General features: G+C 68.4%; 18 protein-coding genes. 7 read left to right on the top strand and 11 right to left on the bottom strand.

The window, feature by feature from the left end; all coding sequences use genetic code 11:
- Window positions 1–5 precede the first annotated feature (5 nt).
- The 3 genes from ACXC9Q_RS12515 to ACXC9Q_RS12505 are packed head-to-tail and all read right to left on the bottom strand — an operon-like array spanning window position 6 to window position 3802.
- Window positions 6–416: a VOC family protein gene (locus ACXC9Q_RS12515; protein WP_457056640.1), complete on the bottom strand. Its 411-nt coding sequence runs from the start codon at window positions 414–416 to the stop codon at window positions 6–8.
- A 13-nt stretch (window positions 417–429) separates the two neighbouring features.
- Entirely contained in the window at window positions 430–2598 is a 2169-nt protein-coding gene (gene helR, locus ACXC9Q_RS12510; RefSeq protein WP_457056639.1) for an RNA polymerase recycling motor ATPase HelR, read from the bottom strand.
- A 1-nt stretch (window position 2599) separates the two neighbouring features.
- Window positions 2600–3802, bottom strand: a complete 1203-nt coding sequence (locus tag ACXC9Q_RS12505) for a glycosyltransferase (protein ID WP_457056638.1) — start codon at window positions 3800–3802, stop codon at window positions 2600–2602.
- 152 nt (window positions 3803–3954) lie between these two features.
- On the opposite strand from ACXC9Q_RS12505, the gene ACXC9Q_RS12500 reads away from it, so the two are divergent.
- The gene (locus ACXC9Q_RS12500) at window positions 3955–4815 is read left to right on the top strand and encodes a phosphotransferase (protein WP_457056637.1); all 861 of its coding nucleotides are present in this window, start codon (window positions 3955–3957) and stop codon (window positions 4813–4815) included.
- A 9-nt stretch (window positions 4816–4824) separates the two neighbouring features.
- A complete protein-coding gene (locus ACXC9Q_RS12495) occupies window positions 4825–5514 on the top strand; it encodes a dienelactone hydrolase family protein (RefSeq protein ID WP_457056636.1) in 690 nt (229 codons plus the stop codon).
- 21 nt (window positions 5515–5535) lie between these two features.
- Here the strand turns inward: ACXC9Q_RS12495 and ACXC9Q_RS12490 are convergent, their stop codons facing one another.
- Complete coding sequence (locus ACXC9Q_RS12490) at window positions 5536–6468, bottom strand: AraC family transcriptional regulator (protein ID WP_457056635.1); 933 nt, start codon at window positions 6466–6468, stop codon at window positions 5536–5538.
- A 90-nt stretch (window positions 6469–6558) separates the two neighbouring features.
- Between ACXC9Q_RS12490 and ACXC9Q_RS12485 the strand changes: the two genes are divergently transcribed.
- Window positions 6559–7404, top strand: coding sequence for an NAD(P)H-binding protein (locus tag ACXC9Q_RS12485; RefSeq protein ID WP_457056634.1), 846 nt, complete (start codon window positions 6559–6561; stop codon window positions 7402–7404).
- A gap of 183 nt (window positions 7405–7587) precedes the next feature.
- Here ACXC9Q_RS12485 and ACXC9Q_RS12480 read toward each other — a convergent pair whose 3' ends face one another.
- Window positions 7588–8400, bottom strand: a complete 813-nt coding sequence (locus tag ACXC9Q_RS12480; protein WP_457056633.1) for an ABC transporter permease — start codon at window positions 8398–8400, stop codon at window positions 7588–7590.
- On the bottom strand, window positions 8400–9368 hold the full coding sequence (locus tag ACXC9Q_RS12475; protein WP_457056632.1) for an ATP-binding cassette domain-containing protein: 969 nt from the start codon (window positions 9366–9368) through the stop codon (window positions 8400–8402). Before ACXC9Q_RS12475 ends, ACXC9Q_RS12480 begins: the two co-directional genes overlap by 1 nt.
- Before the next feature lie 88 nt (window positions 9369–9456).
- Between ACXC9Q_RS12475 and ACXC9Q_RS12470 the strand changes: the two genes are divergently transcribed.
- Together ACXC9Q_RS12470 and ACXC9Q_RS12465 are read left to right on the top strand one after the other, a co-directional pair.
- Window positions 9457–10422 (top strand): helix-turn-helix transcriptional regulator, encoded by a 966-nt coding sequence (locus ACXC9Q_RS12470; protein WP_457056631.1) that lies wholly within the window; start codon window positions 9457–9459, stop codon window positions 10420–10422.
- On the top strand, window positions 10419–11003 hold the full coding sequence (locus ACXC9Q_RS12465) for a YdeI/OmpD-associated family protein (protein WP_457056630.1): 585 nt from the start codon (window positions 10419–10421) through the stop codon (window positions 11001–11003). The genes ACXC9Q_RS12470 and ACXC9Q_RS12465 overlap by 4 nt, the downstream gene beginning before the upstream one ends.
- Here ACXC9Q_RS12465 and ACXC9Q_RS12460 read toward each other — a convergent pair whose 3' ends face one another.
- The 3 genes from ACXC9Q_RS12460 to ACXC9Q_RS12450 form a co-directional block, all read right to left on the bottom strand.
- Window positions 11004–11846, bottom strand: coding sequence for a phytanoyl-CoA dioxygenase family protein (locus ACXC9Q_RS12460; RefSeq protein WP_457056629.1), 843 nt, complete (start codon window positions 11844–11846; stop codon window positions 11004–11006). It abuts the gene before it with no gap.
- A gap of 63 nt (window positions 11847–11909) precedes the next feature.
- Complete coding sequence (pip, locus tag ACXC9Q_RS12455) at window positions 11910–12875, bottom strand: prolyl aminopeptidase (protein WP_457056628.1); 966 nt, start codon at window positions 12873–12875, stop codon at window positions 11910–11912.
- A gap of 52 nt (window positions 12876–12927) precedes the next feature.
- The gene (locus tag ACXC9Q_RS12450) at window positions 12928–13467 is read right to left on the bottom strand and encodes a UbiA family prenyltransferase (protein ID WP_457056627.1); all 540 of its coding nucleotides are present in this window, start codon (window positions 13465–13467) and stop codon (window positions 12928–12930) included.
- Here ACXC9Q_RS12450 and ACXC9Q_RS12445 point away from each other — a divergent pair.
- On the top strand, window positions 13415–13957 hold the full coding sequence (locus ACXC9Q_RS12445) for a TetR/AcrR family transcriptional regulator (RefSeq protein WP_457056626.1): 543 nt from the start codon (window positions 13415–13417) through the stop codon (window positions 13955–13957). The genes ACXC9Q_RS12450 and ACXC9Q_RS12445 overlap by 53 nt on opposite strands.
- A 15-nt stretch (window positions 13958–13972) precedes the next feature.
- Window positions 13973–14740 (top strand): SDR family NAD(P)-dependent oxidoreductase, encoded by a 768-nt coding sequence (locus tag ACXC9Q_RS12440; protein WP_457056625.1) that lies wholly within the window; start codon window positions 13973–13975, stop codon window positions 14738–14740.
- 31 nt (window positions 14741–14771) lie between these two features.
- On the opposite strand, the gene ACXC9Q_RS12435 is transcribed toward ACXC9Q_RS12440, so the two are convergent.
- Both ACXC9Q_RS12435 and ACXC9Q_RS12430 read right to left on the bottom strand, forming a co-directional pair.
- A complete protein-coding gene (locus ACXC9Q_RS12435) occupies window positions 14772–15344 on the bottom strand; it encodes a PIN domain-containing protein (RefSeq protein WP_457056624.1) in 573 nt (190 codons plus the stop codon).
- Window positions 15345–15355: 11 nt separating this feature from the next.
- Window positions 15356–15886 (bottom strand): helix-turn-helix domain-containing protein, encoded by a 531-nt coding sequence (locus ACXC9Q_RS12430; protein ID WP_457056623.1) that lies wholly within the window; start codon window positions 15884–15886, stop codon window positions 15356–15358.
- Window positions 15887–15916: the final 30 nt, after the last annotated feature.

Raw genomic sequence — 15916 nt, 5'->3', positions numbered from 1 at the left:
CTTTGTCAGGGGGTGGCCGGTCGGACATCGGTGACTGCGCCGTCGGGGGTGGTGGTGTAGAGGCCCTCGGAGAGGTCTACGAGGATCAGGGTGTTGCCGAAGGGGTCTTGGACGACCGCGGCTCGGCCTACGGGGATGTCCAGGGGGCCGGTGAGGACGGTGCCGCCGTGGGTGGTGATGTGGGTGAGGGCTGTCGGGACGTCGTCGACCAGCCAGTTGGGTTCGTACGGGCGGGTCGTGGTCAGGACCAACTCGCTGTCGCCGTCGGGTAGTGCCAGGCCGGCTTGGCCGATGGCGTCGTTTCGCCAGAGGAGCCGGTGGCCGAGGGCCTCGCCGTAGAAGGCGAGACCCTCGGCCAGGCTGGGGACTGGAACCTGTACAGCGTCTACTCGTCGCAGAAGACCGTCGCTAGGCATACCCCAGCATCCGTCATGAAGGGCTGGTGAGGATGACTAGTTGTTGGGTGGCTCGGGTCATGGCGACGTAGCGGTCCACTGCGCCTTCGATGCCTTCGCCGAAGGACTCGGGGTTGATGAGGATGACCAGGTCGAACTCGAGGCCCTTGGAGAGTTCCGGGGTCAGGGATCGGACTCGGGCCGTGTCCTGCACGGTCGGGTCGCCGATGACGCAGGCGATGCCTTCGGTGTGGTCGGCGAGCCAGGTGTCGAGGATCGAGTTCAGGTCCGCGGTGCATCCATGGATGACCGGGGCGTCGCCGGTACGGATGGAGGTGGGGACGTTGGCGTCAGGGAGGACGGCCCGGATGACCGGCTCGGCTTCGGTCATGATCTGTTCTGGCGTCCGGTAGTTGATGGTCAGGGACGCCAGGTTGATCCGGTCGAGGCCGACTCGCTCGAGGCGTTCCTGCCAGGATTCCGTGAAGCCGTGCCGGGCCTGGGCCCGGTCGCCGACGATGGTGAAGCTGCGGGACGGGCAGCGGAGCAGCAGCATCTGCCATTCCGCGTCGGTGAGTTCCTGAGCCTCGTCCACGACGATGTGCGCGAACGGGCCGGCGAGCAGGTCCGGGTCCGCGGTGGGGAGCGCGGACACGTCGACCAGGGCTTCCTGGATGTCTTGGCCGCGCAACATCGGCGCCCAGGCGTCGTCCGCGTCGGCGGACTCGAGGATGTGGTCGATGACGTCGGTCATGCGTTCGCGTTCGACTGCGGCAGCGGCCTTCTGCCGGCGCTGTCGCCGAGAGGCCTCGGGGTCGCCGAGTCGCTGCCGCGCCGCGTCCAGGAGCGGCAGGTCGGACACCGTCCATGCTTGCGGGTCCGCGCGCTGCAGCTTCTTGACCTCCTCGGGGTTGAGCCACGGAGCGCACATGCGCAGGTACGCCGGCACCGACCACAGATCTCCGACGAGATCGGTCGGTTCGATCAGCGGCCACGCTCTGCCGAACGCGTCGACCAGATCCTCGTTCCGCTCGAGGGATCTGCGCACCAGGTCGATCGAGACATCGTCGTCCTCGTACTCCTCCTCGTGCTTGTCCAGCAGGATCGTGAGCAGTTCTTCCCAGACCTGGTCGCGCGCCTCGTTGTGTGGCGTCGCGGGGTCCGCTGCTCCGAACGCATCGGCCCAGTCGGCGGGGCTGAGCCGGAGGTCGGACCAGTGGGTCTCGACCGTCATCGCCTTGGTGGGTACCTCTTCGTAAAGCTTCACGGCCGGTTCGATCGCCCTCACCATGTCCGCGGACGCCTTCAGCCGGGCGACGTCAGGATGGGCCTCGTCCGGTGCGGTGGGGCCCTCGGGGAGGAGGTCCCGCAGGGTGCAGGTCTGCACGCCTTCCTCGCCGAGGCTGGGGAGTACGTCGGAGACGTACGCCAGATAAGGCTGATGCGGACCGACGAACAGTACGCCGCCACGCCGATGGCCGAGGCGTGGATCGGAGTACAGAAGGTACGCCGTACGGTGCAGAGCGACGACTGTCTTACCGGTACCGGGACCACCGTCGACGACGAGCGCGCCGCGAGAACCCGCGCGGATGATCGCGTCCTGATCGGCCTGGATGGTGCCCAGTACGTCGCGCATCCGGGGCGACCGGTTGCTGCCCAGGCTGGCGATGAATGCGGACTGGTCGTCGAGCGCCGCCGCGTGCCCGTCGAACCCGTCCGAGGTGAACACCTCGTCCCAGTAGTCGCTGATCCGGCCGCGGGTCCAGCGGTACCGGCGGCGGTTGGCCAGCCCCATCGGGTTGGCGTGCGTCGCTCCGAAGAATGGCTCGGCGGCGGGGGAACGCCAGTCGATCAGCAGCCGGCGACCGGTGCTGTCGGTGAGGCCGAGGCGTCCGACGTACAAGGCCTCGGAGTTGTCCGCGCTGACCATGTGTCCGAGGCAAAGGTCCAGGCCGAAGCGGCGCAGGGTGCGCAGGCGAGTGGTCAGTCGGTGGATCTCCAGGTCCCGGTCCAGGGCCTCCTGTCCCTCGCCGCCCGGCGCCTTGCGGGTGGCGTCGAGGCGGTCGGACAGGTCGGCGATCGTCTGCTCGAGGCTCTCCGCGATGGCCGCGAAGTGCTGCTCGTCGGCGCCGATCAGTCTCGGGTCGGACTTGGCGGCGAGAGTGTCGGGAAGGTCGAACGCACTCGTAGTAACAGGGTTCACGTCAGCAGCTCCGATCTAGCAGCAGCTTCGCGGCCACCGCCGCTCCGTCGGTTCGGATGGTGGCGGCCACAGCGGTGGCTCGTGCGTGGGTGTCGGGGGTCAGCGCCGTCTTCAGCGCGACGGACAGGGATTCGGTGGTCGGAGTCGGTCCCTCGTGGGCCGCCCCGATACCCAGGTCGGCCACTCGGCCGGCCCAGTAGGACTGGTCTCCTGCTTGCGGTACGACGACTTGCGGCGCGCCGGCCAGGGCAGCGGTGGTCGTCGTACCCGCGCCGCCGTGGTGCACGACAGCCGCTACTCGGCCGAACAACTGCTGCTGGTTGACCTCGCCGATGACGAAGCAGTCGTCCTGGTCGTCGACCAGGCCGAGGTTCGCCCAGCCGCGCCCGACGACTGCGCGACGGCCCTGCGCGCGGATCGCCTCGATGGCCACCCCGGCGATGTCCTCCGAGACCTGGCGCATGCTGCCGAAGCCGACGTACACAGGCGGCTCGCCGGCGTCCAGGAAGGCCGTCAGCTCAGCCGGCAGCGGCCGCTCGTCCGGCAGGATCCACGCTCCCGTGTGTACGACGTCCACCTCCGAGGTCTCCTGCCACGGGCCCAGGATCGGGTCCGTGGCCAGCCATGGCTGGTCGGTGAAGGTGAACGTGCGCACGTCGTCCACCAGCGGCAGGCCGATCGAAGCCCGGTGGGCATTGAGCGCCTCGCCGTGCATCTCGTTGAACTGCTTGGCGTTCAGCTCCCACAGCACCCGGTTGTCGGTCACCCCCGGTGGGAAGGTCTGGCCCGGCATCAGCAGCGGGGGCGGCGCGTGATGCGGCGACGGCAGTAGGAACGGACAGAAGGTCACATACACGTACGGGATGCCCAACTTCTCGGCCACCGACCGCGAGGCGAAGTACGCGAACCCGGTCGCCAGGACCAGGTCACACCCCGCGGCAGCCTCGGCGACCGTGTCGAACATCGCGGCGAACTCGGATACCCGCTCCGACGTCCCCGATGCCGTCGACGGCCGCACCATCGAACCCATCCGCGGCCCGACCGGCGTCAGCGGTACACCGGCCCGCGCCAACAGCTCCGCGAAGACCTCGTCCGGCGGCGCGCACACCCGCACTTCCGCGCCGAGCTCCCGCAACTGCACCGCAAGCGCCACCACCGGTTCGACGTCGCCTCGCGATCCATACGTCGACAACACAACACGCACTGCGCAAACCCCCAAGATGTCGATCAATTCCGTCTACGGCCAGCGATTGTCCGGCACAACTGGGGGCTTGCGGCAAGCCCCCCAGTGCGCTATAAGTTAGATATGGCAAGGAGAGACTTCTCCCTGCCTTTCTTCTTGTCACGATCAAGGGGATGAATCGGGTGGTCCAGCCCGCGGATCTCGCGCGGGACTTCGGGGTGCGGGCCGGCGTACTGCGGCCGCATGCAGGCGGGTATGAGAGTGACTGCTGGGTGGCGGACGACGCCTGGTTCGTCAAGCTCTGGAAGCAGCAGGGCCATCCCCGCGGACTGAGTGTGTTGCAGGACCTGCAGGATCTCGGTCTACCGGTGCCGGCGCCGATTCCGGCGCTGTCGGGTGCGCTCTACGCCATCCTGCGTGGAAGGCCGTACGCCGTTTTCCCTTATATTCAAGGGCGTACGGCGAACCACGACGACTGGCGGGTCACAGCACGGGCGCTCCGCCAGGTCCATGAGCTCGGTGACCATCCGGACCTACCGCACGCCACCCTCGACGAGCCTGAGATTCGCGCGTTGGGTGAGCAGCTCGATCATCCCTGGATCGTCGAGCGGCGAGACGAAGTGGCCGCCGCGAGTCACCGGCTGGACGAGACGATCGAGCGGGTGCGGTCGAGGGCGGTGCGTGAGGTCGTCTGTCATCGCGACTTCGGCGGCCTCAACCTGATCCTGGACGAGGACGGCAACGTCGCGGCCATGCTCGACTGGGACCAGGCGGTCATCGGCCCGCGCGAGCACGACGTGTGGATCGCCGCCGAAGGTCCCCACCTCGAACCGTTCCTCGCGGAGTACGGCGCGCGCGACCTCGACCTCGATCACCTCGAGTACGCCCTCCTCGCCCGAGCCCTCCGCGACATGGCTGCCCGCGTTCTGGACGAGGTCGACCGCCCCGGAGTCGGCACGTGGGGCTTCGATCGCCTCGCCCGACTGGACAACGACCTCGAGGTCTTCGGCGCCTACTGCACTGCGGGCTCATAGGATGCGGGCATGGGCGTGACTGTGGCGGTTGGGGAGCAGACGGCGTACTTGGCCCGAGTCGGGCACGCTGGGGTGTTGCTGTTGCCGATGATCACCGGGATCGGGGAACAGATCCGGGAGTGGGCCGACGAGTTGGCCGGGGAGGGGATCACGGCGCTGGTGTGGGATCCCTTCAAGGGCCGGAGCACCGACAACTCGACGCGGGAAGAGCTCAGCGGGCTGTTGCGGAAGATGGACGACGACACCGCGCTGGCCGAGCAGACCGAGTTGCTGGACTACCTGACCGGTGAGCTCGGGTGCAGCAAGGTCGGTGTGATCGGCTGGTGCCTGGGTGGGCGGTTCGCGTTCCTGCTCGGTGCGCGGGATCAGCGGCTGGCGAGTGTTGTCGCGTTCCACCCGACCGTGCCGTCGAAAATGCCGCCGCATCACACGTACGACGCGATCGCGGAAGCCGCCGGGATCACCGCGCCGGTGCTGGTGAGCTATCCGAGCGCGGACACCGCCGTACCGAACGCCGACTTCGAGGCGCTCCAGACGATCCTGCAGGCTCGTCAGACCGGCGCGACGTTCACGCAGTACTTCCCCGGTGCGGACCACGGCTTCTCGGACAAGTCGCGGCACGACAAGGTCGTCAACGCGGACGCGTTCCGGCTGGCGTGGCCGCAGGCGCTCGCCTTCATGAGGTCGACAGTCAGCTAACTGCGCACACGCGTTGAGGGTTCATGCCGCCTGGCGGTGAGCGGTCGGTGTCGTCCCGCGGACCCGCTTGAAGGCGACGCTCAACGCGAACGCGTTCGCGTACCCGACCCGCCGGGCGATCGTCTCGACGGTGTCCCTGGTGGCCCGCAGCTGGTCGGCGGCCAGCGTGATGCGCCACCCGGTGAGGTAGCTCATCGGCGCCTCACCGACGAGCGCGGTGAACCGGCGTGCGAGCGAGGCCCGCGACGCGCCCACCCGGTCAGCGAGCTCGGTGACGTTCCACGGGTACGCCGGATCCTCGTGCAGCAAGCGCAATGCCGTGCCGGCGATCGGATCGGACTGCGCCTGGTACCACCCCGGCGCCTGTGACTCCGGCCGGTCGAACCACGCCCGCAGCGTCGTGATCAACGCCAGGTCGAGCCATCGATCCAGCACGCTCTGCTGCCCCGCCGCGTCCCGCTGGATCTCACTCGACACCATGTCCATCACCGAGCCCGCGACGTCGGCGGCCGGTACGACGAGCACCGGCGGGAGCGCCGTGACGAGCCGGCGGCTGACGTCGCCCGCCACCTGATAGGTGCCGCTGGCAACCATCACGGCTCCCGACGCGCGGCCGCCGTACGTCCGCACCCCGAGCCGGGCGCTGTAGTCGACCGGTGCCCCAGGCAACGGTTCGCACACGCCGCCCGGGTGGATCCGCAACTGTGGCGCCGTCTCGACGCTGTCCCCGACGACGTACGGCGAGGGTCCGGTGAAGATCGCGACGTCACCCTCGGCCATCCGCACCGGCGGGATCCCGCCGCGGGACACCCAGCCCGATCCGCGGACCAGGGTCGCCAGCGCGAGCGGTGCCTCGTCGCGGATCTCCACCGCCCACGGCGGATCCATGATCGTCAGGTTGAAGACGCCGTCCCGGGCGCGGGTCCCGGCCAGCAGGTCGTCGAGCACATCCATGACCCAACCCTACCTTGGCTGAGCGTCTCGAACATTGAATTGCGGCAAACAACCATGGTTCGTCTCATCGGATGCCGGTGGACTAGACCCATGACAACGACACCGATTCTGATCCTGAGTGGTAAAGGCAAGACCGGCCGCCGCGTCGCCGCACAGCTCGAGGCACGGGGCGTCCCGTTCCGGCTCGCGTCCCGGTCCAGCGAGCAGCGCTTCGACTGGTACGACGAGAGCACCTGGTCCGCAACGATCGCCGGCGCCGACACCGCGTACCTGGCACCTCCGGTCGGCCCGAGCGGACTGGCGCAGGCCGGCCGGTTCATCCAGCAAGCGGTCGCCGAAGGTCTTCGCCGGGTGGTCCTGCTGTCCGGCCGCGGCGTCGGCAGCCCCGGTCGCGAGTTCGCCGTGTACGACGGCACGCTCGATCTGGAGCACGCGGTCCAGGCGAGTGGCGCTAACTGGACCATCGTTCAGCCGGCCTGGTTCGCCCAGGGGTTCAGTGAGGACTTCCTGCGGTACCACGTGCTCGCCGGTGAGATCCGGTTGTCCGCCGGCACCGGAGCCGAGGCGTGGATCGACACCAACGACGTGGGAGACGTGATGACGGCGGCGCTGCTCGACGAGGCGTACACCGGCCAGGTCATCGCGATCTCGGGCCCGCGCCCGCTCACGATGGCCGAGGTCGCCGATGCGCTCTCGACCGCAACCGGCCGACCGATCACGTACGTCGACCTCGAGCCCGAGAAGCATGTCGGTGAGCTGCTCGAGCAAGGTCTCACTCAGGAGGACGCCGAGGCCGTCCGCGACTTGTTCGCCGTCATCCGCAACCACCGGTCCGAGTACGTCTCCGACGGAGTCCGGCAGGTCCTCGGCCGCCCGCCGCGCGACTTCGCGGACTGGGCCCGCGAGACCGCGACGACCGGAGTCTGGGCGGCGTAGCGGACGCCAGGCACTCATCAATTGCGGTTTCGCCCACGCTCAGGCACTCGGCCTGAGGGGCATTGATGAGTGCTGGGAGTCCGCCTCCCCGCGCCACCTGAGCGCGGGGGGCGGTGCATCGCTGTCCACTCGTGGTGGGTCAGCTCGTGCGGGCCCAGAAAGAAGAGCCGCTGGCCCAATGGGTCAGGCGGCCGAGCGGAGCATGGACCGGATGCCGACGGTCAGTCCGGCGGCCGCGGTCACGGTCGCGGCGACCCAGCCCCACAGCACCGCACTCGAGAGCACGTCACCGGAGAACAGCGTCCGCTCGGCGTCGACGATGTAGGACAGCGGGTTGAACTTGGCCGCGATCCGCATCCACTCCGGCCCGGTCTCCAGCGGCAGCAGCATCCCGGACAGGATCATCAGCGGGAACAGGAACGTCTGCTGCACCATCCAGAACATCCAGTCCTGCTTGCGGACCGCGATCGCCAGCGCGTAGCTGAACGAACCCAGCCCGATCCCGAACACCGCGAGCAGCGCCAGCCCGACCAGCGCGCCCCCGACATGCAGGTCGAACGCGAACGGCGTCATCACGGCGATCACGATCACCGCCTGGCCGAACAGCGGGACCATTTCCTTCAGCGCCCGGCCGATCAGCAGCGACGACCGCGCCAGCGGCGTGACCAGCATCCGCTCGTGCGCTCCGGTCTGGAACTCGAACAGCAGGTTCGCACCGGTGGTCGACGTACCGAACAGCGTCGTCATCACCAGGATCGCCGGCACGAACCACTGCCAGACCCCGCTGCCGAGCGAACCACCCATCGATCCAGACAGCAGGGGGCCGAACAGTGCGAGAAACACCAGTGGCTGGATCATGCCGAACAGCAAGGTGAACGGATCCCGGAGAACCGGCTTCAGTTCGCGCGTCATCACGACCCGGATGTCGCGCAGCAGGTTCCGAGACGGCTGCTCCGCGGTGACGGTCGCAGTGGTGGAAACAGTGAGGGTCGTCATCAGGCTGCCTTTCCGTTCGAGTCTTCCCGCAGGCTGCGGCCGGTCAGGTTGAGGAACACGTCGTCGAGGGTCGGGCGATGCACCTGCGCCGCCGCGACCGGTACGCCGGTCTGCTGAGCGGCGGTGATCAACAAGGGCAGCGTCGCCGGACCGTCCGCGACCCGGACACTGAGCTCGTCGCCGACGGCAACCACCTCGCGAGCCCCGGGCAACTTCTCCGCCATCGCGGCGAGTTGGGGAAGATTGCCGGGAGCAACAGTCAATGCGAGCCGATCTCCGGCCAGCTTGGTCTTCAGGGTCTCGGCGGTGTCGTCCGCGATCACCTGACCGTTGTCGACGACAACCACCCGCTCGGCCATCGAGTCGGCCTCGTCCAGGTAGTGCGTGGTCAGCACGATCGTCATCGCGTACTGCTCGCGCATCCGCAGGATGTGGTCCCACAGGTTCGCGCGGTTCTGCGGGTCGAGGCCGGTCGACGGCTCGTCCAGGAACAGCAGCGACGGCGCGTGCACCAGCCCCATCGCGACATCCAGCCGCCGCCGCTGACCGCCGGACAGCTCCGACACCTTGCGGTTGACGAGCTCGGTCAGCTCGAGCGCCTCCACCAGTTCGGCGGTACGGCGCTTCGCCGCCCGTCGGTCGAGTCCGTAGATCACGCCCTGGCCGACGAGCTCGTCGCCGACCCGTTGCGAGTGACCCGCGCCGTTGCCCTGACCGACGTACCCGATCCGGCGGCGGACCTGGCTGGGCTGTGCGGTCACGTCGTACCCGGCGACCGTCGCCGTACCGGACGAGGGGGTGATCAGAGTGGTGAGCATGCGCAGGGTGGTCGTCTTGCCGGCGCCGTTCGGGCCGAGAACGGCGACCAGTTCGCCGGGCTCGACGTCCAGGCTGATGCCGCGGACCGCGTGCACGGTCTCGGTACGGCTCACCACGAAGTCCCGGGTGAGCTCTCGCGTGCTGATCACGATGTCTCCTTCAGTCTTGGCTTGATATCGGCGACATTTCCAGCAGAAGAGGACAGGTTCTGGCCGTTACCCGTGGCAATCTGAAGACATGTCCGAGACCTCAGCACGACTCCTTTCGCTGCTGTCCTTGCTCCAGGCCCGCCGCGACTGGCCCGGTGCGCTGTTGGCGGAACGTCTCGAGGTCAGCCCGCGCACGGTTCGCCGCGACGTCGACCGGCTGCGTGACCTCGGCTATCCCGTGCGTGCGACCAAGGGACCGGATGGCGGCTACCGCCTTGACGCGGGGGCGGACCTGCCCCCGCTGCTGTTCGACGACGACCAGGCGATCGCGGTCGCGGTCGCTCTGCAGACCGCGACCACCACAGTCACCGGGATCGAGGAGGGTGCGTTGCGCGCGCTCGCCACGGTCCGCCAGGTGATGCCGGCGCGCCTGCGCCAACGGGTTGACGCACTACAGGTCACGACCGTCGATCGGTACACCGACAGACGCCGTACGACCGTGGACTCGGACCAACTGATCGCGGTCGGGATGGCGGTCCGGGCGCATGAGGTACTGCGCTTCGACTACGCGTCACCGGGTGCGTCGGACGAGTGGGTGCCGCCGCGGAAGGTCGAGCCGCATCACCTGGTGACGTGGGGTGGGCGGTGGTACCTGGTCGCGTGGGACCTGGATCGCAAGGACTGGCGGACGTTCCGGGTGGATCGGATGACGCCGAAGTCACCGAGTGGTCCGCGGTTCACTCCGCGGGAGTTGCCGGCGCCCGACGTCGCGACGTACATCTCGTCGCGCTTCAAGGGGCAGGACCAGACGCCGTACCGCGGCGAGGCGATCCTGCAGGCGAAGGCGTCCGACATCGTCCAATGGACCGGACGCGATGCGATCGTCGAGGAGATCACCCCGACGAGCTGCCGCCTGGTGCTCAGCGCGTGGTCCTGGACCGGACTGGCCGCGACCTTCGGAATGTTCGAGTGCGACCTGGAGTTCGTCGGTCCCCAGGAACTCAAGGACGCCGCCGCCCAGTTGGCTGCCCGCTACCAGGTAGCCGCATCATGACGGCCGAACTGATCGTCGTGGACGCGGAGGCGTGGCGGGTCTGGCTCGGCGAGCACCATCAGTCGTCGGACGGCGTCTGGCTGGTGCTCGCGAAGAAGAACGTGACCACGCCGACGAGTCTCTCCTACGACCAGGCGCTGGAGGAGGCCTTGTGCCACGGCTGGATCGACGGCCGGCGCCGGAGCCGGGACGAGCAGACCTTCGTCCAGCACTACACGCCGCGGCGGTCGCGCAGCATGTGGTCGCAGCGGAACGTCGACCTCGTCGCGCGAATGGAGACCGAAGGCCGGATGCTCTCGGCCGGTCGCGCCGAGGTCGAGCGGGCCAAGGCGGACGGGCGCTGGGACAAGGCGTACGGCGGGTCCAGCCGGTTGGAGATCCCCGCCGATCTGACCGAAGCGCTGGCTCAGGTGCCGCGTGCCCAGGCCATGTTCGAGATCCTCACCAGCGCCAACCGGTTCGCCGTGGTGCATCGGGTGAACAGCGCGAAGCGGCCGGAGACCAGGGCCAAGCGGATCGCGCAATTCATCGAGCAGCTCGCTCGGGGCGAGACGATCTACCCGCAGAAGCGGACGCTCTGATCAGTAGAGCACCGGGTTGAAGGGGGAGGAGATGATGTCGCCGGGCTGGTTGCCGGGCATCCAGGCGGCGAGGTCGGCTTCCTGGTTGGTGTTGACGGGTGGGGAGATCTCCATCGCGGCGTCGACGTAGATGATCGTCATCACCCGGCGCGGTACGTCGGTCCGGTTCGCCGGAGCGTGGTGGAAGGTCCAGCCGAGGTGGTAGCTCACCTCGCCCAGCTCGTACGGCTCGGAGACCTCCGGGAACTTCTGCTCGGCCAGCGTCTGTTGCAGAACCCGCTCGGACTCGTCGCTGATCGGCAGGTTGCGGCCGTGCTCGAAGACGTGGCTGCCCGCGGCGAACGACAGCGGACCCATCTCCATCGGTGTCTCCTGCAACGGCACCCACACCGTCACGCACCGGTCCGTCGAGAACGGCCAGTAGTACTGATCCGCGTGCCACGGGGTGACGCCACCGCCGGACTCCTTGTAGAGCGCCTGATCGTGGTACAGCCGGACCGACTGCACCCCGAGCAGCTGGGCCGCGATCCGGGCCAGCCGTGGCGACGAGACGAATTCCAGGACCCGCTCACTGTCCTGCCACAGGTTCGTCACCTGCAGGAACGCCTTCCCGTAGGTGTCGCGCTCCTCCAGCGGCAGGTCCTGGGTGTTCAGCTCGATCACCTTGCCGGTGATCTCCGGCTCGTACGCCGCGATCGTGTCCGGGCTGAGCACGTTCTTCAGCTTGACGAATCCGTGCTCGGCGAAGTGCGCGATGTCGGACCGGCTGAGGGTGTAGTCGGTCTCGAGCTCCGGGCGGGTCGACCGGGGCGGTGGGGGCGGGAAGGACTCCAGCGCAGTCATGGGACCCAAGCGTTCCGGTGCGCTTTATCGATGTAAAGATCAGTGATCAAATCTTTGCTCGATTCAGTGAACTGATTCAGTACGGTCGGCGAACCGGTCCAATGCCTTGAGGATCAGGTCTCGCGTGCCGAGTCCGCCCGCGCCGTGACCCTCCTGCTCGACCAGGTGCAGCTCGGCATCCGGCCAAGCCCGGGCCATCCGCCAGGCGATGTCCGGCGGGCTGCTGATGTCGAGCCGGCCGTGGATCAGCACACCTGGAATGCCTGCCAGCTTGCCGGCCTCGCGCACCAGCACGTCCTCCTCCAGCCAGGCGGCGTGACCCCAGTAGTGAGTGACGAGCCGGGCCATCCGCAGCCGGAAGACGGGATCGTCGTACCGGGAGTCCGGCCGCCAGCCCGGATGTGTGCGGACATGGGTGTCCTCCCAGTCACACCAGTCGCGCGCGGCCTTGTCCCGGACCGCGGGATCCGGGTCGTGCAGCAGCCGGCTGTAGGCCAGCGCCAGGTTCCCGTCCCGTTGGTCTTCCGGTACGCCGTCGCGGAAGCGGGCCCACTCTTCGGGAAAGATCCGGCCCATCTCCCGAGTGATCCAGTCGACTTCGCGACGGGTCGTGTTGGTGACGCTGAACAGCACGATCTCCGACACCGAGTCCGGGTGTTGTTCGGCGTACGCGAGGCCGAGCGTCGCACCCCAGGACGCGCCGAGCAGCAGCCACTTCTCGATCTCGAGGTGGTGCCGGAGTTGCTCGAGGTCCGCGATCAGGTGGGCGGTGGTGTTGGTGCTGAGGTCCACGTCCGGCTCGGCGGCGTCCGGCGTACTGCGGCCGCAGTTGCGCTGGTCCATCAGGACGACCTTGTACTTGGCGGGATCGAAGTACCGGCGCCACCACGCGCCGGCGCCGGAGCCCGGGCCGCCGTGGATCACCACCGCGGGCTTGCCGTCCGGATTGCCGCAGACCTCCCAGTAGACGCGATGCCCGTCGCCGACGTCGAGCAGGCCGTGGTCGTACGGCTCGGTCTCCGGATACATGCCGTCGCTCCCTGGATCTAACAGTGCTGTTAGATTAAATGTAACAGCGCTGTCAGATTGAGATGATGCCGGTGTAGGTCAACGCGAAGGTGCCGCAGGGGAAGAGGAAGAGCGCCGCGAGCACGATGATCCCCCGGAAGGACTGGCGCGGGCCGATCAAGGTGCCGTACGCCGCGATCAGCACCGGGACCATCACGACCTCCAGGGCCAGCATGCTGCGCGGGATGATCGTGCCGGTCGCGGCCAGGACGACCGAGAGTGCGGCCGCCGCGATCCAGGCGCCGTACCCGATCAGGTACGTCGTCCGCGCGCCGAAGCGGACCGCGATCGTGTGGTAGCCGGCGGCGCGGTCCGCCTCGAGGTCGGCGAGGGTTGTCGGGAGGTAGAGGCCGACCGCGGCGAGGGTGCCCTGCAAGCCCATCAGCCAGGGGAAGTCGCTCAGGTCCGGGTTGATCGCGGCCCAGCCGGCCAGCGGTCCGAAGGCGCCGAGGGCGAGCGCGTTGACGGCGACGTCGAAGCCGGCGCGGGTGCGCGCCGACGTGCTCGCCGCGGTCGAAGCCGAGCTGGCCGAACACGGGTACGACGGCCTCACGATCGACGCGGTCGCGGCCCGTTCCGGCGTCCACCGGACCACTGTGTACCGCCGTTGGAAGACCGTCGCCGGCCTCCTCGTCGACCTGCTCCAGGCCGGACTCGACGACAGCTGGGAGCCCGCCGACACCGGCTCACTCGAGGGCGACCTGGTCAGCCTCAACCGCGAGGTATACGCCGCGCTCGCTGCCCGCCCGTCCGTCACCCAGGCCGTCATCGCGGCCTCCTTCCGCACCCCGGAAGCCGCCGAGGCCCTGACCGCCTTCTGGTCCGACCGCTACACCCGCAGCGAAGCCGTCGTACGCCGAGCGATCGCCCGCGGCGAACTGCCCTCCACGACCAACGCCCATCAACTCCTGATGACCGCAACCGGCCCCCTCTACCACCAGTTGGTCCTCCTCCGTCAACCCATGCCCCGAGCAACCGCCGACCACTACGCGAGAGCCGCCGCCGCGGTCGGTATGTCCGGACTAGGCTCCAGGCACGCCTAGGTTGAGGAGACTGTTTTGACTGGACGGTTGGCGAACGAGGTTGTGCTGGTGACGGGGGCCGCGCGGGGGATCGGGCGGGCGGTGGCGGTCAAGGCTGCGGAGGAAGGAGCCGCGGTGGCATTGGTCGACATCCTGGCCGATCAGCTGACCGCGACGACCGCGGAGCTTGCCGAGACCGGTGCGAAGGTGGCGGCGGCGGTCGGTGACATCACCGATGAGGTGTCGGTCCGCCAGGCGGTGGGCAAGTTGACGGACGACCTCGGGAAGCCGGTCACCGTGCTGGTCAACAACGCCGGCAAGAACGCGTACGCCGACGCGACCAAGATGTCCGTGGCCGAGTGGGACAGCGTGTTCGACGTCGACCTGAAGGGCGCCTGGCTGATGGCGCGTCAGGTGTTGCCGCCGATGATCGAGGGCCGGCACGGCTCGATCGTCAACATCGCGTCGATCCACTCCAGCCTGACCACCGCCGGGATGTTCCCGTACGCCGCGGCGAAGTCCGGCCTGGTCGGGATGACCCGGTCGCTGGCCCTGGATGTTGCCCCGCACAACGTTCGCGTCAACGCGGTCAGCCCCGGCTACATCGGGACCGACTTGCTGGAGGAGTTCTTCGACACGATCCCCGGCGAGCGTGAGAAGGCGCTCGGCGTCCACCCGCTCGGCCGGATCGGCACCCCGGAGAACGTGGCCGAGGTCGTCTGCTTCCTCGCCTCCGAAGCCGCCGCCTTCGTCACCGGCGCCAACTGGTCCGTAGACGGCGGCCTCGGCATCCGCTACGCCTAGCGACCACGCCGACCGGCTCCACTGGTCCGCCTCAGAGCAGCTCTTCCAGCATCGTGACGGCCTCATCCATGCCGTATCGCTCGCGCAGTACCAGCAGGAGATCGTCAACAGACTCTGGCGGATAGCGTCTGCGAGCAGACATCCTGCCCACGGCTCTGAGGGCCCGCTCCGGGCTCACCGACACGGCATCGGCGGCGAACTCTCGGGTGGCGACTGCTTGGATCCCGCGCGGCAAACACCGTTCGGGGAAGTCCTTGAGGTTCTCGGTGACGATCGCTCCGGCACCGCCGGCCAGCGCGGCCGCGACGACGTGCTCATCCGCGAAATCTGGAAGGCCGAAGGTTCCTTCGTACGGTTCCCAGTGCGGGACCTCTGCGTCGTCGAAGGCGAGGCGCATCTGCTCGATCAAGCGGGCAGATTGCGCCTCGGCCTTCGCCGGTGGAACGGATCGCGTGAGGAGCTTCCGTAGATTCGTGTAGCGCAACTCCTCGAGGATCGCGCTGCTCCACAAGGGCCGATACAGGTTCTCCACCGCGAGCGAGAGCAGGAAGTCGCGTTGGGTGCTGGGCCAGAGGACCGAGGTGTCGAGGACTGCGCTGAACACTCCGGCGGCTCTCAGCTGGTCTGGCCGCGGCGCCGGTCGGCGAGCTCTTGGCGGATGGCCCGGAGCTGTTCCTGTACGGCGACTGGGTCGTCCTCGGCGTCGAGTTCGACACCGGTGGCGGCGATGGCGTCGTACTGACGCTGGCGACGGCGCTCCCGGTAATCGAGCAACTCGCGCAGCAGGACCTTCCGCCTGGTGCCGATCCGCTCCGCCGGCAGGTCACCCTGATCGATCAGTCTGACCACCGTCGGGCGGCTGACACCGAGAAGGTCGGCCGCCTGCTGTGTGGTCAGCTTCGAACTCTGGGGTGCGACGGTGACCGCGTGGCCGGCCCTCAACGCCTCGACCACTTGCAGGAGAACCATGTGCAGCGCCTCCGGGACCTCGACCTGATCGCCTTCCTGCGCGCCGGCGAGGAAGTACCGCGGCTCCGGCGACGAGCCCCGTCGGCTTTGGTGTGCCTCGAGAAAGCTGGCGACGGTGGCTAGTTCCTCCGGCTGGTCGGGCAGGTAGGTCTGCTGCTCCAGCGCCTCGGCAGTCATCACTCTCCCGTAAACGAAACGAAACCATGT

It is taken from the genome of Kribbella sp. CWNU-51 (assembly GCF_054073265.1).
Note: the sequence above shows the minus strand (reverse complement) of the source record. Positions and strands in the feature narration are given on the sequence as shown.

What these genes read in the sequence shown, in the direction of transcription:
- ACXC9Q_RS12485 (WP_457056634.1), top strand. Translation starts at nt 6,559, where the DNA reads ATGACAACGACACCGATTCTGATCCTGAGTGGTAAAGGCAAGACCGGC.
- ACXC9Q_RS12470 (WP_457056631.1), top strand. Translation starts at nt 9,457, where the DNA reads ATGTCCGAGACCTCAGCACGACTCCTTTCGCTGCTGTCCTTGCTCCAG.
- ACXC9Q_RS12460 (WP_457056629.1), bottom strand. Translation starts at nt 11,846, where the DNA reads ATGACTGCGCTGGAGTCCTTCCCGCCCCCACCGCCCCGGTCGACCCGC.
- ACXC9Q_RS12430 (WP_457056623.1), bottom strand. Translation starts at nt 15,886, where the DNA reads ATGACTGCCGAGGCGCTGGAGCAGCAGACCTACCTGCCCGACCAGCCG.
- ACXC9Q_RS12500 (WP_457056637.1), top strand. Translation starts at nt 3,955, where the DNA reads ATGAATCGGGTGGTCCAGCCCGCGGATCTCGCGCGGGACTTCGGGGTG.
- ACXC9Q_RS12465 (WP_457056630.1), top strand. Translation starts at nt 10,419, where the DNA reads ATGACGGCCGAACTGATCGTCGTGGACGCGGAGGCGTGGCGGGTCTGG.
- ACXC9Q_RS12515 (WP_457056640.1), bottom strand. Translation starts at nt 416, where the DNA reads ATGCCTAGCGACGGTCTTCTGCGACGAGTAGACGCTGTACAGGTTCCA.
- ACXC9Q_RS12490 (WP_457056635.1), bottom strand. Translation starts at nt 6,468, where the DNA reads ATGGATGTGCTCGACGACCTGCTGGCCGGGACCCGCGCCCGGGACGGC.
- pip (WP_457056628.1), bottom strand. Translation starts at nt 12,875, where the DNA reads ATGTATCCGGAGACCGAGCCGTACGACCACGGCCTGCTCGACGTCGGC.
- ACXC9Q_RS12495 (WP_457056636.1), top strand. Translation starts at nt 4,825, where the DNA reads ATGGGCGTGACTGTGGCGGTTGGGGAGCAGACGGCGTACTTGGCCCGA.
- ACXC9Q_RS12480 (WP_457056633.1), bottom strand. Translation starts at nt 8,400, where the DNA reads ATGACGACCCTCACTGTTTCCACCACTGCGACCGTCACCGCGGAGCAG.